Annotated in this window: 24 protein-coding genes; 8 read left to right on the top strand and 16 right to left on the bottom strand. The window is 53.1% G+C overall.

Annotated features, from left to right (window positions below; translation table 11 throughout):
• Nucleotides 1-86 precede the first annotated feature (86 nt).
• Nucleotides 87-419: a DUF485 domain-containing protein gene (locus EVJ24_RS03675; RefSeq protein ID WP_070327152.1), complete on the top strand. Its 333-nt coding sequence runs from the start codon at nt 87-89 to the stop codon at nt 417-419.
• Complete coding sequence (locus tag EVJ24_RS03680) at nt 416-1,978, top strand: solute symporter family protein (protein ID WP_131439729.1); 1,563 nt, start codon at nt 416-418, stop codon at nt 1,976-1,978. Before EVJ24_RS03675 ends, EVJ24_RS03680 begins: the two co-directional genes overlap by 4 nt.
• 36 nt (nt 1,979-2,014) lie before the next feature.
• On the opposite strand, the gene EVJ24_RS03685 is transcribed toward EVJ24_RS03680, so the two are convergent.
• Together EVJ24_RS03685 and EVJ24_RS03690 are read right to left on the bottom strand one after the other, a co-directional pair.
• Entirely contained in the window at nt 2,015-2,473 is a 459-nt protein-coding gene (locus EVJ24_RS03685) for a CcdC family protein (RefSeq protein ID WP_174545499.1), read from the bottom strand.
• A gap of 13 nt (nt 2,474-2,486) precedes the next feature.
• Nucleotides 2,487-3,185: a cytochrome c biogenesis CcdA family protein gene (locus tag EVJ24_RS03690; protein ID WP_016510637.1), complete on the bottom strand. Its 699-nt coding sequence runs from the start codon at nt 3,183-3,185 to the stop codon at nt 2,487-2,489.
• Nucleotides 3,186-3,374: 189 nt separating this feature from the next.
• Here EVJ24_RS03690 and EVJ24_RS03695 point away from each other — a divergent pair, with 189 nt between their 5' ends.
• Nucleotides 3,375-3,554 (top strand): aspartyl-phosphate phosphatase Spo0E family protein, encoded by a 180-nt coding sequence (locus EVJ24_RS03695; RefSeq protein WP_070327150.1) that lies wholly within the window; start codon nt 3,375-3,377, stop codon nt 3,552-3,554.
• An 80-nt stretch (nt 3,555-3,634) separates the two neighbouring features.
• Here the strand turns inward: EVJ24_RS03695 and EVJ24_RS03700 are convergent, their stop codons facing one another.
• The 7 genes from EVJ24_RS03700 to EVJ24_RS03730 all read right to left on the bottom strand — a co-directional run bounded on the left by EVJ24_RS03700 (nt 3,635) and on the right by EVJ24_RS03730 (nt 11,067).
• Nucleotides 3,635-5,398 carry an ABC transporter ATP-binding protein gene (locus EVJ24_RS03700; RefSeq protein ID WP_131439731.1) on the bottom strand — a complete coding sequence of 588 codons (1,764 nt, stop codon included), beginning with the start codon at nt 5,396-5,398 and terminating at the stop codon, nt 3,635-3,637.
• A complete protein-coding gene (locus EVJ24_RS03705; RefSeq protein ID WP_131439733.1) occupies nt 5,388-7,142 on the bottom strand; it encodes an ABC transporter transmembrane domain-containing protein in 1,755 nt (584 codons plus the stop codon). The genes EVJ24_RS03700 and EVJ24_RS03705 overlap by 11 nt, the downstream gene beginning before the upstream one ends.
• A 123-nt stretch (nt 7,143-7,265) precedes the next feature.
• Nucleotides 7,266-7,499 (bottom strand): YneF family protein, encoded by a 234-nt coding sequence (locus tag EVJ24_RS03710; RefSeq protein ID WP_131439735.1) that lies wholly within the window; start codon nt 7,497-7,499, stop codon nt 7,266-7,268.
• A gap of 128 nt (nt 7,500-7,627) precedes the next feature.
• Nucleotides 7,628-9,619 (bottom strand): transketolase, encoded by a 1,992-nt coding sequence (gene tkt, locus EVJ24_RS03715; RefSeq protein WP_131439737.1) that lies wholly within the window; start codon nt 9,617-9,619, stop codon nt 7,628-7,630.
• Nucleotides 9,620-9,818: 199 nt separating this feature from the next.
• Nucleotides 9,819-10,052: a DUF896 domain-containing protein gene (locus tag EVJ24_RS03720; protein WP_070327145.1), complete on the bottom strand. Its 234-nt coding sequence runs from the start codon at nt 10,050-10,052 to the stop codon at nt 9,819-9,821.
• A 60-nt stretch (nt 10,053-10,112) separates the two neighbouring features.
• Nucleotides 10,113-10,757: a YneB family resolvase-like protein gene (locus EVJ24_RS03725; protein WP_035386380.1), complete on the bottom strand. Its 645-nt coding sequence runs from the start codon at nt 10,755-10,757 to the stop codon at nt 10,113-10,115.
• Between the two features lie 73 nt (nt 10,758-10,830).
• On the bottom strand, nt 10,831-11,067 hold the full coding sequence (locus EVJ24_RS03730; RefSeq protein WP_236637543.1) for a hypothetical protein: 237 nt from the start codon (nt 11,065-11,067) through the stop codon (nt 10,831-10,833).
• A gap of 200 nt (nt 11,068-11,267) precedes the next feature.
• On the opposite strand from EVJ24_RS03730, the gene lexA reads away from it, so the two are divergent.
• Complete coding sequence (gene lexA, locus EVJ24_RS03735; RefSeq protein WP_070327143.1) at nt 11,268-11,888, top strand: transcriptional repressor LexA; 621 nt, start codon at nt 11,268-11,270, stop codon at nt 11,886-11,888.
• Nucleotides 11,888-12,328 (top strand): metal-binding protein, encoded by a 441-nt coding sequence (locus EVJ24_RS03740; RefSeq protein ID WP_131439741.1) that lies wholly within the window; start codon nt 11,888-11,890, stop codon nt 12,326-12,328. The genes lexA and EVJ24_RS03740 overlap by 1 nt, the downstream gene beginning before the upstream one ends.
• 101 nt (nt 12,329-12,429) lie before the next feature.
• Here the strand turns inward: EVJ24_RS03740 and glnA are convergent, their stop codons facing one another.
• The 4 genes from glnA to hflX form a co-directional block, all read right to left on the bottom strand.
• Complete coding sequence (gene glnA, locus EVJ24_RS03745; protein ID WP_071397634.1) at nt 12,430-13,770, bottom strand: type I glutamate--ammonia ligase; 1,341 nt, start codon at nt 13,768-13,770, stop codon at nt 12,430-12,432.
• Nucleotides 13,771-13,815: 45 nt separating this feature from the next.
• Complete coding sequence (locus tag EVJ24_RS03750; protein WP_070327141.1) at nt 13,816-14,220, bottom strand: MerR family transcriptional regulator; 405 nt, start codon at nt 14,218-14,220, stop codon at nt 13,816-13,818.
• A 93-nt stretch (nt 14,221-14,313) separates the two neighbouring features.
• Entirely contained in the window at nt 14,314-15,609 is a 1,296-nt protein-coding gene (locus EVJ24_RS03755) for a methionine gamma-lyase family protein (RefSeq protein WP_131439743.1), read from the bottom strand.
• A 3-nt stretch (nt 15,610-15,612) separates the two neighbouring features.
• Nucleotides 15,613-16,857, bottom strand: a complete 1,245-nt coding sequence (hflX, locus tag EVJ24_RS03760; RefSeq protein WP_070327140.1) for a GTPase HflX — start codon at nt 16,855-16,857, stop codon at nt 15,613-15,615.
• Between the two features lie 104 nt (nt 16,858-16,961).
• On the opposite strand from hflX, the gene EVJ24_RS03765 reads away from it, so the two are divergent.
• Nucleotides 16,962-17,957, top strand: a complete 996-nt coding sequence (locus tag EVJ24_RS03765) for a tyrosine-type recombinase/integrase (RefSeq protein WP_070327139.1) — start codon at nt 16,962-16,964, stop codon at nt 17,955-17,957.
• Nucleotides 17,958-17,995: 38 nt separating this feature from the next.
• Here EVJ24_RS03765 and EVJ24_RS03770 read toward each other — a convergent pair whose 3' ends face one another.
• Nucleotides 17,996-18,544, bottom strand: coding sequence for a GNAT family N-acetyltransferase (locus EVJ24_RS03770; protein WP_131439745.1), 549 nt, complete (start codon nt 18,542-18,544; stop codon nt 17,996-17,998).
• Nucleotides 18,545-18,691: 147 nt separating this feature from the next.
• Between EVJ24_RS03770 and EVJ24_RS03775 the strand changes: the two genes are divergently transcribed.
• The gene (locus tag EVJ24_RS03775) at nt 18,692-19,849 is read left to right on the top strand and encodes an MFS transporter (RefSeq protein ID WP_131439747.1); all 1,158 of its coding nucleotides are present in this window, start codon (nt 18,692-18,694) and stop codon (nt 19,847-19,849) included.
• 118 nt (nt 19,850-19,967) lie between these two features.
• Nucleotides 19,968-20,516, top strand: coding sequence for a DUF4256 domain-containing protein (locus EVJ24_RS03780; RefSeq protein ID WP_131439749.1), 549 nt, complete (start codon nt 19,968-19,970; stop codon nt 20,514-20,516).
• 162 nt (nt 20,517-20,678) lie between these two features.
• On the opposite strand, the gene EVJ24_RS03785 is transcribed toward EVJ24_RS03780, so the two are convergent.
• Together EVJ24_RS03785 and tdh are read right to left on the bottom strand one after the other, a co-directional pair.
• Nucleotides 20,679-21,860, bottom strand: coding sequence for a glycine C-acetyltransferase (locus EVJ24_RS03785; RefSeq protein WP_131439751.1), 1,182 nt, complete (start codon nt 21,858-21,860; stop codon nt 20,679-20,681).
• A gap of 15 nt (nt 21,861-21,875) precedes the next feature.
• Nucleotides 21,876-22,952 (bottom strand): L-threonine 3-dehydrogenase, encoded by a 1,077-nt coding sequence (tdh, locus tag EVJ24_RS03790; RefSeq protein ID WP_131439753.1) that lies wholly within the window; start codon nt 22,950-22,952, stop codon nt 21,876-21,878.
• Between the last annotated feature and the right edge of the window lie 144 nt (nt 22,953-23,096).

Genomic DNA, 23,096 nt, shown 5'->3' on the forward strand with positions numbered 1-23,096 from the left:
GGATAATAACAAATAAAAAATGGATAGCTTTTCCTTTATTACCGTTTCTATAATGTAGCTATCTTGATTACCGAGGAGGTCCACCGATGCATGACGTCACGCAAGCCACGCGTACGGAAAGTACACGTTCTGCCGAATCAATCGTCGAAAGCGCCACATTCCACCAACTGATGCGAGAAAAAAACCGTTTCATTCTTCCATCCATCATCTTTTCCCTTATCTTCTATTTCACGCTCCCCATCTCTACGAGCTATTTCACGTTCCTCAACATCCCTGTGGCTGGGGATATCACTTGGGCCTGGGTCCTTGCTTTCGCCCAGTTCTTCATGACGTGGACGTTTTGCGTTTTGTATAGCCGCCGTGCTCGTCGCTTTGACAAGTTCGTCGAGAAAATCAAGCAAGAGGAGGACGGACGATGAACTGGACAGCCATTCTCTTGTTCCTCGCCATTGTCGGCTTGACGCTCGTGATCACGTTCTTCGCCGCCCGCAAGACGAAGACGGCGAGTGACTTCTATACGGCCGACGGCGGCTTGACCGGTTTTCAAAACGGGCTCGCCATTGCCGGGGACTACATGTCGGCCGCCTCATTCCTCGGCATCGCCGGGATGATCGCACTCGCCGGGTTTGACGGTTTCTTTTATTCGATCGGTTTCCTCGTCGCTTATCTGGTCGTCTTATACCTTGTCGCCGAACCGCTTCGTAACCTCGGCAAGTACACGATGGCCGACATGATCGCTGCCCGATTCAACAAGCCGCGGGTCCGCGGGGTCGCGGCGATGAACGCGATCGTCATTTCGATTTTCTACATGATTGCCCAGCTCGTTGGCGCCGGTGCGCTCATCGAGCTACTGCTAGGCATCCCTTACACGACGAGTGTCGTCGTTGTCGGCTTGTTGATGACCGTTTACGTTGTCTTCGGCGGCATGACGGCGACGTCTTGGGTCCAGATAACGAAAGCGGTGCTCTTGATGATCGGGACGGCGATCATCTCGTTTCTCGTGTTCGCGAGATTTGATTTCTCAGTGCTCAACATGTTCTCCGAAGTCAGCAAAGCGACACCACTCGGGGAAAGCTTCTTGAATCCGGGTAATAAGTTCAAACTTCCGCTCGATACGATCTCGTTGAACTTGGCGCTCGTCCTCGGGACGGCCGGGCTGCCGCATATTCTCATCCGTTTCTTCACGGTCAAGGACGCACCGACCGCGCGTCAATCCGTCGTCTACGCGACTTGGATCATCGGAGCGTTTTACATCCTCACGATCTTCCTCGGTTTCGGCGCTGCCGCCTTCGTCGGGTCAGACGCCATCATCGCAGCGAACCCAGCTGGTAACATGGCCGCACCGCTCCTCGCGCAAGTACTCGGCGGCGACTTATTATTTGCCTTCGTGGCAGCGATCGCATTCGCGACGATTCTTGCCGTCGTCGCCGGACTCGTCTTGTCGGCGGCATCGGCTTTTGCCCACGACTTTTACGGGCACATCGTCAGAAAAGGTGAAGCGACGGAGAAAGAACAAGTCTTGGCAGCACGGATCGCCTCGATCGCCGTCGCGATCGTCTCGATGGGACTCGCTTTCTTCGCCCAATCGATGAACGTCGCGTTTCTCGTCTCGCTCGCTTTCGCGGTCGCGGCGAGCGCGAACTTGCCGGTCATTTTGTTCACGATCTACTGGCGACGCTTCAATACGGGCGGAGCCATCTTCGGGATGGTCGTCGGGTTGTTCTCGTCGCTCTTCCTCGTCGCAATCAGTCCGAACCTATGGGCACCGGACGGCTCAGCCATCTTCGTCGGCGAAGCGTTGTTCCCGCTGACGAACCCGGGCATCGTGTCGATCCCGCTCGGTTTCCTTGCCGCCATCGTCGGGACATATTTGACAAAGTCGGACGAGGCCGCCGGAAACTTCGAACGGATTCTTGTGAAAGCGAACACCGGGATCGATGCCAAGACCGAAGTCGCCATGGCCAAACGCTCAAACTGAAAACAACGGCGTACCTCGCTCGAGGTACGCCGTTGTTTATGTCGTCGCGATGCGCTTATATTTTTGATACATGGCAATCCGCCACGGCACGATCATGCCCCAGGCGATCAAATAGAACAAGCCGCCCGTCGCGAAAATGTTGACCTCATCGCCGAGGAACGCTTTCATGACCGTCCTGATAGCGAGTAAGGCGAAGACGACGATGAAAAACGCTTTCGAGCGGGATAAATAAACCTCACCATCACGTTTTTCAAAATTGGACGTCTTGATCAAAAAGATACTAAAAATCAAGCCTACGACAAGCGCCTCACCGACCTCGAGCCATGTCAGACGAAAAGCCGGCACTAAAAATTGAAGCATGCCCGTCGACATCGCGAGCGGTGGAATCAAGATTTTTTTCGCATTCGTCGGTCGGGCCGATGCCTTCACGCGAACGAAACTCGCGATGACCCCCATCAGCAGTGCGACGAGAGTCGATCCCCAAAATATCGACATATGGTCAGCCCCTTTAGAATCCGGTGAATCCCACTAGTTCGCTCATCCAGGCAGCGAAGCGGTTCATTCCATCAAAATATAATACGACTCCGAAAGCCATCATCAAATAGCCTCCGAACTTTGTTACTTTCGCGCTGTTGCGCGCCAAATATTTGATTTTGCCGACGAAACCGGCCATGACGAGAAATGGGATCGAGAACCCGATGACGTAAGCGAGCATATACCCCATGCCTTGGCTCGGGTTAGACGCAGCCAGTGCGATCACCCCGGCGAGAATCGGTCCTGTGCACGGCGTCCATCCGGCTGCGAACCCGATTCCGATCAACACGGTCCCAAAATACCCGCTCTTCCGTTCTCCAAGTGCGAGTTTCTTTTCGCGCATCATGAAGCGCGGTTGCCATAGCCCCGCTAAAAAGACCCCGAACACAAAAATAAGGATTGCCCCGAACATGCGTAGACTATCTTTAAATTGAATGAAGAAGTCGGCGATCAACGAAGTTGATAAACCGAGGACGAGAAAGACGATCGAGAATCCGAATAAGAATGAGAACGTATGAAACCAAGCCGTCCGTTGCCGGAGCCCTTCGCTTTTCAAGTCAGAGACAGATACCCCTGTGATATACGACAAAAAGACCGGATAGAGCGGCAGCGTACACGGTGATAAAAAAGACAAGACGCCCGCCCCAAAAGCGAGCCATAAAGTGACTTCCATGCGTTTTTCCACCTTTCAGCCCCATTATAGCGAAAACCATTTCAAAATGCTCGCATCTTTTCTCCGTCCACTTCTTCCGATTTTGTAATCATTGAAATGGAAATGTAACTTGTGATGTGTAGTGTTGAATGCTAAGATTTGGATATTCTACTTCACCAGGTTCTATTTTAATATGATGGGGGAAATACCGTGGCGGTCATCACAGCTGAAACCTTACACTATGCCATTGAACAAAAACGCGATGAACTGTATGAAATCGCCTCGCAGTACAGTTGGACGTCTCCAGAAGTGATTCATGTCAGCCAAGAGCTAGACACGTTAATCACGTCTCACGTCCTGTCGAAACACCTAGCAGACAACTTAAATTGATCATCAACTCCAGCTCGTCACTTTCTAGTGGCGAGCTTTTTCCATGGAAAAAGGACACCCCCACGGGTGTCCTTTGCAAATTATGACATCAGACGTTGTCCTGATTGTAACTCGTACATTTTTTTGTACAATCCATCATGCTTCAATAAGGCCTGATGATTGCCCCGTTCGACGATCTCGCCGCGATGTAAGACAAGAATCAAGTCGGCATCCTGTATCGTCGACAAGCGGTGGGCAATCGCGATCGTCGTTCGTCCACGACGCATCCGGTCGAGGGCGAACTGTACCCGCTCCTCTGTCTCCGTATCGATCGAGCTCGTCGCCTCGTCCAAGATCAGGATTTTCGGATCACGGGCGACCGTTCGGGCGAAAGCGAGCAGTTGCCGTTCCCCGCTCGAGAACGTCGCTCCCCGTTCGCCGACTGTATGACCATACCCCGTCTCGAGTTTTTCGATGAACGTATTGGCTTGGACAAACTCCGCCGACTGGCGTACTTTATCGGAATCAACTGTCGGGTTGAACAATTTTAAATTATCCTCGATCGTGCCACTGAACAAGAACGGGTCTTGCAAGACGAGACCGATCTTATCTCGAAGTTCCACTTCCTCGAACTGTTCGAGCGGGTGTCCGTCGATGGTGATCCGTCCCCCTTCATACGGATAAAACCGAGTGAGCAAGTTGATGATCGAACTTTTCCCGCTCCCCGTGTGACCGACGAGCGCGACCGTCTCACCCGGCTTGGCGACAAACGAGATGTTCTTCAAAACATCGACTTCCCCGTCATAACTGAACGTGACATCGTCAAACCGCACTTCTCCTGCCCCGATTGTTGCCTCGCCAGAGAGACTTTTTCCTGGCGCCGGTTCATCGGTGTCGAGCACTTTGAAGACGCGGTCTGCCGAGACGACCGCTTGTTGGAACTCACTCAGCCGTTGCATGATATCGAGCACGGGGCGGAAAATGCGCTCGATGTAACTGATGAACGCATAGACGACGCCGACTTGAACTTGTTCCGTCATCGACAGGAAGCCATAGTAGCCGAGCAAACCGATAATCGAGAACGCAAGCAATAGCTCGATGATCGGGCGGAGCAACATACTATCGAGCTTCAAGTTCTTGAAGCGCGCTTCTTGATGCGCCTCGTTCGTCGCTTCGAACTGACGGACGAGACGCTCTTCTTGACGGAATTGTTGAACGATACCCATACCGTTGATCGACTCGCTCAACTGCGCGTTCAGTTGCGATAACAAATCACGGACTTGGGCAAAGTATTTAGTCGAGTACCGGCGATACGCCCAAATGATGAGCCAAAACAACGGGAGGAGGACGAGCCCGATCGTGGCGAGCGTCGGCTCTAAAATGTACAGGAAGATGTACGTCCCGAGCAATTGAACGCCCGACTGGACGAACGTGCTCATCACGCCGACGTACAACTCTTTCACCGCTTCCGTGTCGTTCGTGATCCGGGAGACGAGCACACCGGCCGGCGTCCGGTCGAAATAGGCGAGACGCAGCCCCATCACATGACGGAAGATGTCCATTCGAATATTTTGGACGATTTTAAGGGCGATCTTCTGAAACGCAATCGATTGTAAATAGTCGAAGATGACGGCCGAGATGTGTAACACCATATAGACGACGAGCAGCGTGACGACCCAATTCGTCGGATAGACGCCCGGTGTCACGAACTCATCGATGAACACTTTGATTAAAAACGGCCCGGCAAGCTTCGCTCCCGTCGCAAGAAGCAAAAAGACGAAGGCGAGGCTGAGCGGCCGGCCGTATCGTTTCGTATAGGCCAATAATCGCTTGATGACCGCCCATTCTTGAATATCATGCTTCATGGTGGCCCCCTCCTTCCACAATCGCCTCCAGTTGTTGGCGGTCGTACGTATCTTTGTACCAGCCCGGTTCTCGAATGAGATCGTTGTGTCTGCCTCGCTGAATGACTTGGCCATCAGCAAGTACGAGAATCTCATCGGCATGCTCCACTGCCGACAGACGGTGGGCGACGATCAATCGAGATTGCTCCGGATTGCCGACACGGAAATGTTCGATGATGGCTTCTTCCGTCTTCGCATCGACGGCGGACAACGCGTCATCAAGGATTAATAGATCGGCCTCGATCATAAGCGCCCGGGCAATCGAGATACGTTGCTTCTGTCCCCCCGAGAGAGTTACGCCGCGTTCACCGACGAGCGTGGCATACCCTTCCGGCAACCGTAAGATGTCGTCATGCACTTCGGCAATCTTGGCAGCTTCCATGATCTCATCCATTTTTGCTTCCGGTTTTCCGAAGGCGATATTGCTCGCAATCGAATCTGAGAACAGGAAGTGGTCTTGCGGGACGAGGGCGACTTTATCTAGTAGAAGTGATTTTTTGACTTGACGAACATTGACGCCGCCGATTTTGATTTTACCGTCGGTCACGTCATATTCACGGGTCAACAATCGAACGATCGTCGTCTTACCAGAACCGGTCCGACCGACAATCCCGAGTGTTTTGCCACGCTCGATCCGGAACGTGACATCACGCAGCACGGTCGTATCGTCATAACGGAACGAACCGATATCCGCCTCGAGCTCGGAATGATCCAGTTTCGTCGCCGCCATCGGATCGTCTTGGATCTCTGGCTTGATGGCGAGCATGCGCTCAATCCGGTCGTACGAAGCACGACCACGTTCGACGATATTGAACAACCAACCGAAAGCGAGCATCGGCCAAGTGAGCAGACTAAGATAAGCGGTAAAACTGACAATCTGACCGATCGTGAGCTCGCCTTGCTCAATCAAATAGGCCCCGTAGCCGATCGACAATATGTAAGATAATCCGACGATCCCGAAGATTGTCGGGTCGTACAAGGCGTCAATTTTAGCGACTCGGACGTTTTTTGCCATAACTTCATCTGACAACTTCTCGAACGATTCGACGTCGTGGTCGACTTCCCCGGTCGATTTCAAGACGCGAATCCCACTCACACTCTCCTGAACCTTGTCATTCAATTCGGAAAATGCCGCTTGGGCGACACCGAACCGGCTATGGAGCATCTTTCCATATCGTGTCGTCAAAATGACCATGATCGGCAGCGGCAGTAAAGCGACAACCGTCAGCTTCCAGCTGATCGTCGTCACCATCGTAATGATGACGAACGTGCCCATCGTCACACTGTCGACGAGCGTCAAAATACCCGCCCCCGCCGTCGTCGAGACAGCCTGAACATCGTTCGTCGCATGCGCCATCAAATCACCGACACGCGACTTTTTATAAAACCGTTGATCCAAATCCGTGAAGTGACGATACAGTTGGCTCCGGAGCAGGCGTCCGAGCCGGATCGAGGCCCCGAAAATGAAGTAGCGCCAAAAAAAGCGAGCCACATAGTTTCCGATCCCGACAGCCGCGAGGCCTCCTAGCAGCATCCACAGTAAGTCCGCTTCGAGCGAACCTTGGTTCATCCCATCGATGACTCGGCCGATAATGCGCGGCGGTATGAGCTCGAGTGCGGCGACAAACATGAGCAAGACAATACCGACTGCATACGTCCGCCATTCGAGCCTGAAGAACCAAGCTAATTGTTTAAATACACGAATCTGAAACGCCCCCTATATCTTGAAATAAGACTATTCATTTATGGTAGCGAAAGTTTGTTCGATTGTCGAACAAAATATGGATAAAAAAAACACTTCGCGGATGCGAAGTGCTTCGGTGACTCATTATGATTTTTTTTCGTTCTTCGCTTGAACGTTCATGGCACGCATCACTTGGTTGACTTTTTTCTGTGACGGTTTTTGACCCATCTGCATCATTAACGTACGAATCATGTCTTCGTTGATTGGTGGGTTCTGTTCAAGGTAGTTCATCATGTATTTACGAGCGATGAAGAATCCGATCGCGATACCCCCGATGAGTGCTGCCACGACAAGAAGAATCCAAAATAATGTACTCAAGGTTTTACCTCCTCTACCATATGAAACATCGTTTTTTACTATACACTATATTACGCTAATTCGCTAGTCGTCAGAAAAAAAAGTGATGACCTAGACATTGCTAGGCCATCACACGTTTTTAATGACAATTATAGTGATTTGACAGCGTCGATGACATTCTCGACAGACATGCCATACTCTTTCATGAGGAGGTCCCCAGGAGCAGAGGCACCGAACTTGTCGATTCCAAGCACTTTACCGCCGAATCCGACGTACTTGTACCATCCGAGCGTCGCACCCGCTTCAAGCGAGACGCGCTTCGTGATCGACGAAGGAAGAACTGATTCTTTGTACTCGGCCGATTGGGCTTCGAACAGTTCCCATGATGGCATTGAGACGACAGCAGCGTTCACGCCTTCAGCAGCGAGTTGTTCGCGTGCTTCGACGAGGACATGGACTTCTGAGCCTGTACCAAGAAGAAGAACGTCCGCTTCGCTAGACTTACCTGCGACGACATAGGCACCTTTCGCCGCGTCTTCGACAGATGTACCGACGAGTTCTGGCAACGCTTGGCGTGTCAAGACGAGAAGTGATGGAGCTGACGTCGTCGTGATCGCTTGTTTCCAAGCGGCGATCGTCTCTTTTCCGTCTGCCGGACGAAGAACTGACAAGTTCGGCATTGCCCGGAAGCTCATCAAGTGCTCGACCGGCTCGTGCGTCGGACCGTCTTCACCGACTGCGATCGAGTCATGCGTCAAGACGAATGTCGACGGGATTCCCATGAGTGCAGCGAGACGTACCGCTGGACGGAGGTAATCCGAGAAGACGAAGAACGTCGCGCCGTAAGGAAGTACGCCACCGTGAAGTGCCATACCGTTGACAGCTGCCGCCATTGCGAATTCACGGACACCGAACCAGATGTTACGGCCAGCCGGATCTTCGTCGAAGTCAGCAGCGCCTTTGATCATCGTATTGTTCGAGCCGGCGAGGTCAGCCGATCCACCGAACAACGTCGGGACCGTCTTCGCGATCGCGTTCAAGACTTCTCCACTCGTTTGGCGTGTCGCTTTTTTCGATCCGACTTCAAACGTCGGCAACTCGCTATCCCAACCTTCAGGAAGTTCGTTGTTCATCGCACGTTCGAACTGAGCACCGAGCTCAGGATGAGCCGATTTGTAGGCTGCGACGAGCTCGTTCCAATCCGACTCAGCTTTAGCTCCAGGCTCAACGACTTTATCGTTGAACAAGTCGTACACTTCGTTCGGGACGTAGAAGTTCTCGCCTTCCCATTTATAGAACTGTTTCGTGAGCTCGATTTCTGCTTCTCCAAGTGGAGCGCCGTGTGATGCCGATTTACCTGATTTATTCGGTGAACCGAAACCGATGACGGTCTTCACTTCAATCATCGTCGGTTTCGACGTCTCAGCTTTCGCCTCGTCGATCGCTTTGGCGATTGTATCGATGTCCGTTCCATCCTCGACGCGAATGACTTGCCATCCGTAAGCGTTGAATCGATCTTCTACGCTTTCCGAGAACGACTTATGAAGGTCGCCATCAAGTGAGATGTCGTTTGAATCATACAAGACGACGAGTTTCCCGAGTTTCAAGTGACCGGCGAGTGAGGCAGCCTCGGCCGACACACCTTCCATCAAGTCACCGTCTCCACAGATCCCGAACGTATAGTGATCGACCACGTTGAATTCATCGCGGTTGTATGTTGCTTCCAAATGTTTTTCAGCCATCGCCATACCTACAGCCATCGCAATCCCTTGGCCGAGTGGTCCCGTCGTCGCGTCTACACCAGCCGTGTGACGATACTCAGGGTGTCCTGGCGTCTTCGAGTCTTTTTGACGGAACGACTTGAGGTCGTCGATTGAAAGGTCATAACCAGACAAGTGAAGCAGCGAGTACAATAGCATCGAACCGTGTCCCGCTGAAAGGACGAACCGATCGCGGTTGAACCAGTTCGGGTTTTTCGGGTTGTGACGCATTTTGTCTGTCCAAAGCGTGAACGCCATCGGGGCCGCACCCATCGGCATACCTGGGTGACCTGAGTTCGCTTGTTGGACAGCATCAATCGAGAGCGTCCGAATCGAGTTAATCGCTAATAATTCTTTAGTAGTTGTTTCCACTAATTTCATCCTCTCTGTTGTAAAGAAAGTTTCTACCCGTCATATTTTAGCACACTCAATCGTGTGTCACAACTAATTAAATAGTATGTCACATTGATTGGAATCGTTTACTTCCATACGTCTGTTTTCGAGGGAATGGTCGAACCTTATCGAGCTTCGTGTATAACAAACATGCACATCCTATACGAAATAGGATGTGCATTCGAGTTCATTCAGAACGGTGTCGGTTCTGTTCGTCTTTTAGTTTTTCTGGTGTCACGTCGTTGCCTTCCGGATCGACGACTTTCATGCCCATCATCTGGGATTTGAACGATTGACGGAACGCTTTTAAATATTGTTGACGCAACGCTTGTTGCTCGTCCATCTCTTGTTGTGACAAGCCGTCTGTTTTTGCCTTGTTGGCGAGGAAGTTAATCCGCTCCAATTGTTCGGGTGCTAACATGAGATTCGCCCCCTCTCTACTGAATTTGTAGTTCTACTGTACAAAATCAGGGCGCAGGAATCAAGTTTCTGGCACTGCCACATGTTCCAAATAGCGACGGTTCACAGTCGCTTTCGAGACTTCGTAGCCGAATCCACGGAGCGTGGCCGCGATTTCGGCGAAGGTGAGCCCCCGCTCCCGAAGTTGGACGATCTCCTCGATCGGCACTTCGATCCGGCTCCTCCCACCTTGGTCATGGTGCTGAATGTTGCGTTGCGGGTTGAAGCCGTTCGCGACCGCCCGGCGCATGCCGCGCGATATCTTGGCGTTATGAATCTTCCGTTGATACTCCTCGACGACGCTGACAATCTCAAGCACCATCTTCTCGGCGTCCGAGACGACGTATTCGTCGGACGACTGCATCGTCAACAGCCGGACGTTATGCTTCATGAGCGTATGCAAGATGGCGATTTTTGCATTCCCCCGGCCGAGGCGACTGTCATCGCTCACGAGCACGGCATCGAGCTTTGACGCCGACACATGCTCTAACAGATCAAGCAGACCCGTCCGATTGACCTCGAAGCCGCTCTCTTGTTCGGTGATCACATCGATCACTTCCGCATCGAGACGTTTGGCCATCTGTAACAATTCCGCTTCTTGCCTCGTGAGCGAGGTTTCCTGAGTTGACTTGTTCGTCGATACGCGACAATAAATGACGACTCGCATCTCGTCACTCCCTTTCTTTCCAGTCATCCTTTTACGATACACAGGATGAGCGGGTGTTCGCAATCCAAATCGATCATTCAGCGGCGAACCACGTCGTTTTCCGTTCTTCTTTTTCCGCACGTTCCGCTAACAGCTGGGCTTCGAGCGTTTCCGCTTCGTTGAACGCAACTTCTTGTTCGATACTTCTTTCGACCGTCATCACTGTCGGCTCGACAACTTCGCCTTGGCGAAACTCGCCGACTAAGTAAAAGGCGAACATACCGAGCACTACCATTCCGACCAATATGAATCCGTTGACTGTATCTTTCATTTGAACCGCCTCCAAATACGAGAATATGCGTTCTTAGGAACGTCTGTTCGTTTATCTGTTCTCATCATAAAACAAGAACTTCTGTTCGGTCAAGAAAAAACGAACGAATGTTTGTACGCTCATATGTTCTTGTGTTAAAATAAATCCATAAAGAATAGGATGCGTTCGCAGGTTATTCGACATAAACGAGGTGAAATCCATTGAAAAAAATGTCAGCAAGACAGCAACAGATTCTTGATTTTATAAAAGCTGAAGTTCGGACGAAAGGTTATCCGCCGTCAGTCCGAGAAATTGGTGAAGCCGTCGGTCTCGCATCGAGCTCGACTGTGCACGGTCACTTGGACCGTCTTGAAAAACGTGGATTGATTCGGCGCGATAAGACAAAACCGCGTGCGCTCGAAGTGTTGAGCGAGGACGCCCCGTCAATCGAGGAGCGTGAGACGGTCATGTACGTCCCGGTCATCGGGAAAGTTACGGCCGGAACACCGATCACGGCGATCGAGAACGTGGAAGAACACTTCCCGCTCCCGGCCCATATCGTCGGTTCGGATAACGTGTATATGCTCTCCGTCTCTGGCGATTCGATGATCAACGCCGGAATCCTCGACGGAGACCGCGTACTCGTGAGACAACAGAACACGGCAGACAATGGAGAGATTGTCGTCGCGATGACGGACGAGGGTGAGGCGACCGTCAAACGGATCTACAAAGAAGCGTCGAAAGTCCGACTCCAGCCGGAGAACGATGAACTTGAGGCGATGTATTTCGATAACGTATCCATTTTAGGGAAGGTCATCGGTGTATACCGGACGATCCATTAATGGCTAGCGGCAAGACACATACGCGTACGAACCTCGTGGCAATCGGTGCTTTAGCGATTGCCACGCCTTTTATTGATGTCGATATCCCGACTACCCTTTTCCTCGGTGCGCTTATCGGGACGTTCTGGCTCTCCCCGGACCTCGATTTGAAATCGGATGCATACTATCGGTGGGGACCGCTGCGTGGCTTTTGGCTCCCTTACGTGAAGCTGATGCCGCACCGGTCTCCGCTGTCGCACTTGCCGGTGTTGAGCGATCTCATTCGTGTCATCTACCTCGGCTTCCCGCTCGCACTCGTCCTTACGTTCACCCCGTATGAAGCGGCTGTGAAGACGTGGCTCGACTTGAACGGCATCCCGTTCTTCCTCGGTCTCGTGTTCGCGACGACGCTCCATACGGCGCTCGACTATGCGTCCACATTTTTCAAACGTGCGTTCTAATCTCAAAACAAGCGACCACTCAATTGCGAGTGGTCGCTTGTTTTGACTAAAAAACGCCCGATCCAAGAAACTGGATCGAGCGTTTTTTGAATCCATTCGACTTAGTAGAGAGTCATGTACTGATCGCGTTCCCACTCTGTTACTTGCGTGCGGAACATATCCCACTCGATCTCTTTCAACTCGAGGAAGTGTTCGCCGATGTGGTCACCGAGCGAATCCATGACGATTTTGTCGGCGCGGAGTACTTCGAGCGCGTCGAAGAGTGTCGCCGGAAGATCGTCAATGCCGTTCGCAACACGCTCTGGCTTGTCCATCACGTAGATGTTGCTGTCGATCGGTTTCGGCGCTTTCAAGTCTTTCTCGATGCCGTCAAGACCAGAAGCCAAGAGGGCCGAGAGCGCGAGGTACGGGTTCGCCGCCGGGTCAACCGAACGTACTTCGATACGTGTCGAGAGGCCGCGGGCAGCCGGTACACGGACGAGCGGTGAACGGTTACGGGCGCTCCATGCGACGTAGCATGGTGCTTCGTATCCAGGCACGAGACGCTTGTACGAGTTGACCGTCGGGTTACAGATCGCCGTGAACGCACGTGCATGCTCGAGGATACCAGCTGTGAAGGCGCGTGCCGTATCCGAGAGCTCCATGTCACCGTTCGGGTCGTAGAACACGTTCGTGTCGCCTTTAAAGAGTGACATGTTCGCATGCATCCCTGAACCGTTGACACCGAAGAGTGGTTTCGGCATGAACGTCGCGTGAAGGCCATACTTCGCCGCGATCGTCTTGACGACGAGTTTGAACGTTTGGATGTTGTCGGCAGTCGTTACCGCATCCGCGTATTTGAAGTCGATTTCATGCTGTCCTGGTGCGACTTCGTGGTGTGACGCTTCGATCTCGAAGCCCATGTTTTCGAGCTCGATAACGATTTCTTTACGGCAGTTCTCGCCTGAATCGACAGGTGCCAAGTCGAAGTAACCGCCTTGGTCGTTCAATTCGAGTGTCGGCTGTCCGTTCAAGTCTTTCTTGAAAAGGAAGAACTCTGGCTCTGGTCCGACGTTGAACGCTGTGAAGCCGAGCTTTTGCATATGCTCGAGGTTGCGTTTCAAAATACCGCGCGGGTCACCGCTGAACGGTGTGCCGTCCGGATTATAAATATCACAAATTAAGCGAGCGACTTTACCGCTGCCGTCTGTCCACGGGAAGACAACCCACGTGTTAAGGTCTGGATAGAGGTACATGTCTGATTCCTCGATGCGTACGAACCCTTCGATTGAAGAGCCATCGAACATCATCTTGTTATCAAGTGCTTTGTCCAATTGGCTGATTGGCACCTCGACGTTTTTAATCGTACCGAGGATATCCGTGAATTGAAGACGAATAAAGCGTACGTCCTCTTCTTGTGCGATCCGTTTGATGTCTTCTTTTGTGAACGTTTTTCTGGCCATGATAAAAGTCCCCTCTCACATTGTGTAATGGTTTGTGTACTGGCGTCATCGATAAAAACGTGACAACTCTCCTTGGATGAGCGACGTTTTATTGAAACGACCAGCTTCTTGAAGCTGTGTTTTCAATAATTGATGTAACTCTTTCTCGGAAATCTTTGGCGGTTCGCTTGGCGGAGCCGCAGAAGCAGATTGTTCTGTCTCTTTGGCACCGTCGTTGTCGAGCATATGGCGAATCGCCGCCAAGTTGAAGCCTTGGTCAATGAAATCTTTGATTGCGAGTAAACGTTCGACATCATTAAAGGAATAAAGTCGTCGTTTCGATTCCGTCCGACTAGGCGAAACCAGACCCTGTTCTTCGTAATATCGAATCTGCCTGCCTGTCAGTTGCGTCAGATCTTGGACGATCCCAATCGGAAACAACGGGTTGGAGCGACGAAATTGATCGGCCATCCCTTACCCCTCCTTTTCTGTCTCACAATGTGAGAATAATACATGACAACTTTCCTGTCAATAGATGTTAAGAAAGTTAACATGACATTTCGGTTACAACGTTTGAGTTGAATTTTCACGGTCAAATGTGACGAGCCCTTTCGTCCGCAATTGGCTCAAGGCGAGCATTAACGCGACTTTCACGTGTGCATAGGTCAAGCCACCTTGGACGTATGCCGTGTACGGCGCCCGGAGTGGTCCGTCCGCTGATAGTTCGATCGACGAGCCTTGGATGAACGTCCCGGCCGCCATGATGACGTCATCCTCATATCCTGGCATATAGGCCGGTACCGGCAGTGCGTGGGCGTTGACCGGGGACGCCATCTGAATGCTCTGACAGAACGCGATCATCTTGTCGCGGTCGCGGAACGTGACCGATTGAATCAAATCGGTCCGCCGTGACGTATAATGCGGATCGGTCTCGAAGCCGAGCAGGCCGAGCAGGCTCGCCGTCAAATGGGCCCCTTTCAACGCTTGGGCGACCGTGTGCGGCGCCATATAAAAGCCTTGATACATCTCCTGCAGCGAATAGAGCGACGGACCGGCCTCGCTGCCGATGCCTGGTGTCGTCATCCGGAACGAGCATCGTTCGATCAATGCTTTCGTCCCGGCGATATAGCCGCCTGTCTTCGCCAAGCCACCGCCCGGGTTTTTAATGAGCGAACCGGCCATGAGGTCGGCCCCGACATGTGTCGGCTCAATCGTCTCGACAAATTCGCCGTAGCAGTTGTCGACGAAGACGAACACGTGCGGGTGCGCTGCTTTGATCGCCGCGATCGCCTCGCCGATTTCTGTGACTGGGATGCTGCGTCGATTGGCGTACCCTTTCGAACGTTGGATGCCGACGAGCTTCGTCTCGGGGCGAATCCGTTCGATCGCAGCCGCGACATCGATTTGATCGTCTTTCAACTCGACCGTGTCGTAGCCGACACCGAGTTCTTTCAATGAACCGCGGCCGTCGCCACGGATGCCGACGATCTCTTCAAGCGTATCGTACGGTTTACCCGTGATATACAAGAGTTCATCTCCCGGTAACAACACACCGAACAAGGCGATCCCGATCGCGTGTGTCCCCGAGATGATTTGCGGACGACAGAGGGCGAGTTCGGCCCCGAACACGTCCGCATAGATCGACTCGAGCGTGTCGCGCCCGATATCGTCATAGCCGTACCCGGTCGTCGGATTGAAATGAAAGTCCGACACTTTATGCTTCTTGAACGATTCGAGGACACGGTATTGGTTGAACTCCGCCGTTTCCTCGATCGCTTCAAAATAAGGTTTCACCCGTTGTTCCGCTTGCTTGACGAACGGGGCGAGTTCATCGTAATGCTCAATCTTTTCTTGCCACATCATTCACACCTCAAATGGTTTCAGCGTCGCATATAGACGCGTGTCTTCTCTCATATAACCGACAAGTTCGACCGAGCCGTCGTCAAGGAAGTTCTCCTCGAGCCGGTACATCGAATCTTTGGCCGGATGGTAATGTTCGAACGAGCTGACCGGCAAGACGACGTGCACTTTCGTCAACACGTCCGAAATCTTGTCCTCGATCGCGCCGATGAGCGTCTCGATATCGGCCGAGTCGAGCGCCGAGATGACGAGCGGTCCACCGACGAAGTCAGCCGTCAAGCGATCTTTCTTGTTGTACACTTCGAGCTGCGGCAACTCGCTCGCGCCGAGATCGGACAAGACCGAATTGGTCGTATCGATCTGGTTCATGTAGTGCGGGTTCGACGCGTCGATGACATGAAGCACGAGGTCGGCCCCGAGCACTTCTTCAAGCGTCGAGCGGAACGCGGCGACGAGTTTCGTCGGCAAGTCACGGATGAACCCGACCGTGTCGGTGATCAGCACTTTCCCGCCGCGCGGCAGTTCGAGCTCACGCGTGAGCGGGTCGAGCGTCGCGAACAGTTCATCCTGTTCATACGTGTCGGCATCGGTCAGACGGTTGAAGATGGTCGACTTGCCGGCGTTCGTGTAACCGACGAGCGCGACTTGGAACACACGGTTCTCTTTCCGGCGCACACGGTAGCGGTCACGGTGCGCGACCGTGCCTTCGAGTTGTTTCTTGATCTCATCGATGCGGCGCTTGATGTGACGGCGGTCACTTTCAAGTTTCGTCTCACCCGGGCCACGCGTCCCAATCCCGCCTCCGAGTCGTGACAACTGTGTGCCTTGCCCGATCAGGCGTGGGAGCAAGTAGTTCATCTGGGCGAGCTCGACTTGGAGCTTCCCTTCCTTCGACTGGGCCCGTCCGGCGAAGATGTCCAAGATGAGTTGCGTCCGGTCGATCAATTTCATCTCGTCCGGGTCGTTCAACGAGATCCGAATATTTTTCGATTGGGCCGGTGACAGCTCAGCGTTGAAGATGACAATATCCGGCTCGAACTGTTCGATGAGTACGGCGAGCTCCTCGACTTTCCCTTTCCCGATAAACGTCCGGCGGTCGACTTGTTGCCGTTTCTGGTCGAGTCTTGCGACGACCTCACCTTTTGCTGTGTCGACCAACTCGACGAGTTCACCCATCGATTGTTCATATGTCCAATCGTCGACGGTCGGTAGCTGACACCCGACGATAATCACTTTCTCTCGTTCCATATACATCCCTCATTCCTAATAAGTCTCATCCTCCATCTTACCACGAATCCATGAATGGAGAACGTCCGTTTGTGGTACGATATGAAGAGAAGGAGGGACGTCCCATGACGAAACGCAGAAAAGAGTACTCGCTCCCCGAGTATATCGAAACGTATTTATATCATCTCGGTGCGAGCGGCCGCCAGCCATCGACGCTGAAACGCTATCGCTACGACTTGATCGACGTGCACAAATACTTCAGCGACCATAACGTCGAACTCGTCACCCCCGAGGAATGGCTCGCCGTCCCGCTCGAGTCATGGAAGACGTTCATCAACGATTTTTTGATCGAAGAGAAACAGTACCAACAGGCGACGGTCGCCCGCATCGTCACCGTGATCAACAGCTTGACCCAGTTTTTGAACCCGCTCCGCAAAAAGATGCTCGCCTATTCGCAACCGGCGCACACGCTCACCATCGACCAAATCGCGTTACAGTCCGAGTTCGACAAGCTCGTCCGGACGATCCGGTCGCCGCGGGGATTGAGCGAGAACCAGCTTCAGGCTCATCCCTATCTCGTCAACCGCAACGCGCTCATCGTCACACTGTTCTACAAATACGGTTTGCGCGTCCATCATATCATCCGTCTGAAAATGAACGACCTACACTTGGCGAGCTACGAGTTCGACGTCTATGACCGGCTCGGTAACAAGTTCACGCTGAAGCTGACGCCGGAGGACCAATCGCTCCTCATGAACTATCTCGCCGACATCCCGACGCCGGTGCGCCCGCGCTGGTACTCGGAAGACCCGGTGTTCGTCTCGTTCGACTTTGCCCGGATGACGTTCCGCTGGGTGTACGCCAAAAACCAGCCGAAACAGCTGACGATCGTCATGATCACGAAGATGATGCGGCAGTTGAACGAGCGCAGCGGCGTCACCCGCTCGGTCACCCCGTCGATGCTCCGGAACGCCCATGTCTTGAAGACGTATGCGACCGACATGACCTCTCTCGAGCGGATGAACGTGACGTGCATGCATAAAGAGTCGTCGCTCCGCCGTTATGAGCAGGCGTATGCCGAGTTCGGTGCCGAGCTGTTCGGTGAAAATGTGACGAACTAAAACCCGCCCTTTTCCGAGGACGGGTTTTGCTTTGTCGATCAATGGGCCCATTCATCTTCTAGTAACCCGTAGACGACATGGTCGACGTACCGGTCGTACAGCCATTCGGCGTCTCGAAGCACGCCTTCTTGTTTGAAGCCGAGCCGTTCCGGCAGCGCCCGGCTCTTCACGTTCCCGGTCGCGACACGGATCTCAATCTTATGTAAGCGGAGTTCCTTAAATCCGTACTCGATGATCGTTTCAAGTGCTTGGCTCATGATGCCCTGCCCTTGAAAGTCTTGGCCGAGCCAATAGCCGACCGTCCCGCACTTGATGCCACGATCGATATCGTTGAAGCCGATCGTGCCAGCGAGGTCACCTTGATAGATGATGGCGAACGATTTCGGATACCCACCCGTCTCGATCAATCCTTTGATTCGTCCTTCGATGTTCTGCCGCGAATCCTCAACCGTCTCCGTGTAATCGAGCCACCCGAGCCACTCCCGAAGATATGGCTTCGATGCCATCGTCAGTTCGAACAACGCCTCCGCGTCGTCAAAGGTGAACATCCGTAGCTGTAATTTTTCATCGATGTTATAAGCCAACATGTTACCGTCCCCCCATCCATCTCCCATTTATTGTGTTCACTGATGATTTATTGTAAGCTATCTGTAAATAATTTGAAAGCGGTGAAAATATGTAATCTGGCTTCATCCATCCCATCCAAAATTGAATAGTCCTGGAGGAGATTTGTGATGAAGTCATTTTACACGCTCTTGGTCAGTCAATGGCTGGCCAACATCGGTGACGTGCTCTATATCGTCGCCTTGATCGCCTTATTGTATCAACAGAGCGGTTCCGCCCTCGCAGCGGCCAGTTTCCCGATTGCCGTCACGATCGGCATGACCGTGAGCGGTCTGTTCTTTGCCCGCGTCCTATCTCGGTTCACGCTCGGTCAGACGCTACTCGTCACGCAATTACTGAAAACAATCCTACTTCTTGCGGTGATTCAGACGGAATCGGTCTACGTCCTCGGTCTTGTCGTACTAATCGCTTTCTTAGACGGGTTCGCCCGTCCGGTCCAGGCGTCGTTCATTCCCCGGCTGACGACAAATCGCCAACAAGCAAACAGTCTCGTCCAAGGATCGAACCAGTTCATCCAGCTGGCGATGTGGCCGCTTGGGACGATTCTTGTCGCTTCGTTTTCAAGCGAGGTGGCTCTAACCGTCGCTTTGATTTTGTTCACGCTGTCAACGCTCGTCACGTTTCAATTCGTCCATTCGCTCGACCACGATGTGACGGAAACAGAGCTTGAATCGGACATTTCCCTAAAGGACAGCCTCGCCTTCGTGCGAACAGCACCTTATGCTCGACTGATCACGGTGTTCGTCACGTTCGAATCGTTCGTCAGCACACTTTGGATTTCAGCGCTCCTGCTCGTCTATTTGGAGCGCCATCTCCACATCGATACGAGCTGGTGGGGAACGATGAACGCGAGCTTCTTGGTCAGTATGATCATAGCGAGCGCTTACCTGTACCGTGCAAAGCGCAACAGTTCGCTCGCCATCAGCTCCGTTTTGTCTGTAGGGGCCGCCCTGTTGTTCGGGCTGACGTCTCACATCGTGTTCGCACTCATCGCGCTCGCGATTCAAGGATACGCCACCCAGCTCCTCATCATCCAGACGAACACAGCGCTCCAAGAGACAACACCGGCCGCACAACTCCCGTACGTCTACAGCGTCCAACAGACGACCTACACGTTCGCCTTCAGCATCGGCAGCCTGACGTTCGGTATGCTCGCGGACGGATTGCCGATTGCGGTCGTCTACTTGATTGGCGCAGGTTTGACCGTTCCGCTCGTCTGGCTCGGTCGACAAATCGATCAGGCGGACGACGTGGTCCAATCTGCATAATAAGTAGGCGCCTTCTCGGTCAGAGAGGGCGCCTATTCATTGTGTATTTTCTTGATTTCTCATCGGTACTAAGGCGATGGTTTATACTAAAAGAAACCGTTGAATGGAGTGATTGATTATGTCCATACTTTCGCACGAAGAAACAACCGAGTTATTGAATACGTTGGAATCACGATTTACCACCCATCCCGAACGGCATCCTGGTATCGCCTGGTCCGACGTATTGACGCAGCTTCAGGCGGACAATAGTAAACTTTTCTCGCTCGCCGAGATGGAGCGGACTGGTGGTGAACCTGACGTGATTCAACTTCCAAACGGTGACCTCGTTTTCTGCGACTGTTCAGCCGAAAGTCCGACTGGCCGGCGCAGCCTTTGTTACGACAATCAGGCGTTGGCCGCCCGGAAGAAAAACAAACCGTCCGGCAGTGCTGTCGCAATGGCCGAACAGATCGGGATTTCGATCCTCGAAGAAGCCACATATCGCCACCTGCAGACGTTCGGAATGTTTGATGTGAAGACGTCAAGCTGGATTGTAACTCCGGAGGCGATTCGACAAAAAGGCGGCGCCTTGTTCTGCGACCGGCGCTATGATCATATCTTTGTCTATCATAACGGCGCTGATTCCTATTATGCAGCCCGAGGGTTCCGTGGAATGTTGATTCTTTGAGCAGGGCCATGAGCCTTGCTTTTTAATGGAGAAATAGTTTGATTCGTTAGAATAAATACTTTCTCAACTTTTTTAACATTAATGCGGTATATGAAATAACCGAAACTGAATCGCATCATATACGAATTAAAAAACTGCAGACAATCGTCTGCAGTCTCAACCTTACGCGTGAAGCGTGACGTTCAACTCTTCGGCGACCGCCTTGAAGGCCGCGAGCGCGCGTTCGAGGTCGTCACGGGTATGCTCCGCCGTCACGATCGTCCGGATGCGGGCCTTGCCCTTCTCGACCGTCGGGAAGGCGATGCTTTGCGCGAACACACCGTGGTCTTTCAGCTTGTCCGAGAACGTGTGCGCGAGCGTCTCCTCACCGAGCATGACCGGGGTGATCGGCGTCGTCGCGTGGCCGATGTCAAAGCCGAGGTCACGGAGACCTGTCTTGAAGAACTCCGTGTTCGCCCATAACTTATCGAACAGTTCCTCTTCTTCTTTCATGACCCGGATCGCCTCACGGTTCGCCGCGACGACCGCTGGCGGGTGTGACGTCGAGAACAAGAACGGACGCCCTTTTTGGATCAAGAAGTCACGGACGTCGTTCGAGCAGGCGACGTAGCCACCGAGGACGCCGATCGCTTTCGACAACGTCCCGACTTGGAGGGCGACCCGTCCGTCGAGACCGAAGTGGTTGACCGTCCCGCGGCCGTTCTGACCGAGGACGCCTGACGCGTGCGCATCGTCGACCATGACCGCCGCATCATACTTCTCGGCGAGCTCGACGATCTCCGGGAGCGGTGCGATGTTGCCGTCCATCGAGAAGACGCCGTCCGTGACGACGAGACGCGTCCGGTAGTCTTGCGTTTCTTTCAAGGCCGCCTCTAAGTCTTCAAGGTCGGTATGCTTGTAGATGCGGCGGGCCGCTTTCGTCAGACGGATGCCGTCGATGATCGAGGCGTGGTTGAGTGCGTCACTGATGACGACGTCTTCCGGTCCGAGCAGCGCCGACAAGACGCCGAGGTTCGTCGCGAACCCTGACTGGAAGACGAGTGCCGCTTCCGTATGCTTGAACTCGGCGAGTTCACGCTCGAACGCCTCGTGCATCTCGAACGTTCCGGCAATCGTCCGGACCGATCCCGTCCCGGCCCCGAACGCTTCGACCGCTTCGATCGCGGCTTGTTTTAAGCGTGGGTGGTTGGCGAGTCCGAGGTAGTTGTTCGACGATAATTGGACGAGCGACTTACCGTTGATCATGACCTCGTTCCCTTGCGCCGATTCGAGCGGCACGAGCGAGCGGAACGTGCCCGCTTGTTTCATTTCATTGACTGCTTCTGTAATATGTTCAAATGCCATATCGATTCCCCCTGTTTATGGTAGTAAGACGACTTTCCCGCATTTCCCGGCCCGCATGAGCTCGAAACCTTGCTCGAACTCCTCGAGCTTGAAGACGTGGGTGATGATCGGTTCGACGTTCAATTGGCCGGACGCGAGCATTGTCGACACTTGGCCCCACGTCTCGTACATTTTACGACCGGTGATGCCTTGGACCCTTATTCCTTTGAAGACGACGTCACGCGTCAAATCGAGCGCGACCGGTCGTGCCGGAAGTGATAAGACGTTGACGTCGCCGCCCGCCGTCACCATCTTGAACGCCTGGTCGATCGCGACCGGATGCCCGCTCATCTCACAGACGACGTCGATCCCGTCCCCGTCCGTCTCAGCCATGATCAGGTCGAGCGGATTTTGGTCCATGCTGTTGATGACGACGTCCGCCCCCATCTGTTCTGCGAGCTTCAGCCGGTACGGATTGATATCAATCGCATACACGCGGCTCGCACCGGCCGCCTTGGCGACGCCGACGGCCATGAGACCGATCGGACCACAGCCGACGATGGCGACAGTTTGTGCCGTCACGTCACTTGCGAGCACGGTATGGACCGCGTTCCCGAGCGGCTCTTGGATTGATGCGAGCTTCGACGGCATCGTCTCCGGGTTGACCCATAAGTTCTCTTCCGGCATGACGACATACTCGGCGAAACAGCCTTGTGTGTCGACCCCGATGATTTTCGTATTTTTACAGATATGATACTGGCCACGCAAACATTGTTTACACTGATGGCAGACGATGTGTGTCTCAGCCGACACGGTCTGACCGACTTTGATGCGCTTCGCGCCTTCCCCGAGCGCCACGACTTCCCCTGAAAACTCATGCCCGAACACGTAAGGCGGTTTGACCCGGCTCTTCGCCCAGTCGTCCCATTCATAAATATGGACGTCGGTCCCGCAAATCGATGTCGCCTTCACTTTGATCAATACTTCACCGGCACCCGGTGTCGGAATCGGCACCTCGACCAGCTTTGCCCCAAATCCGGCCGTGTGTTTTTGAATCGCTTTCATAACAGGTGTCGTTGCTTCCTTCTCTGTCGTTGACACGAGCTGTTCCATCGAAAACGTCCCCCTCTTGTCTGTTTGTCGAACTTCACGTTCTCTTTCATCTTGTCATAAAATGACGAAACTGAGAAGATAGAACCTCATTTTTCAACAAAAAAGAGAAGCCATCCGCTCCGATGGCTTCTCTTCACAAGAATA

Origin of the sequence: Exiguobacterium sp. SH1S21 (assembly GCF_004337175.1) — a bacterium.
GTDB classification, from domain to species: domain Bacteria; phylum Bacillota; class Bacilli; order Exiguobacteriales; family Exiguobacteriaceae; genus Exiguobacterium; species Exiguobacterium aurantiacum_A.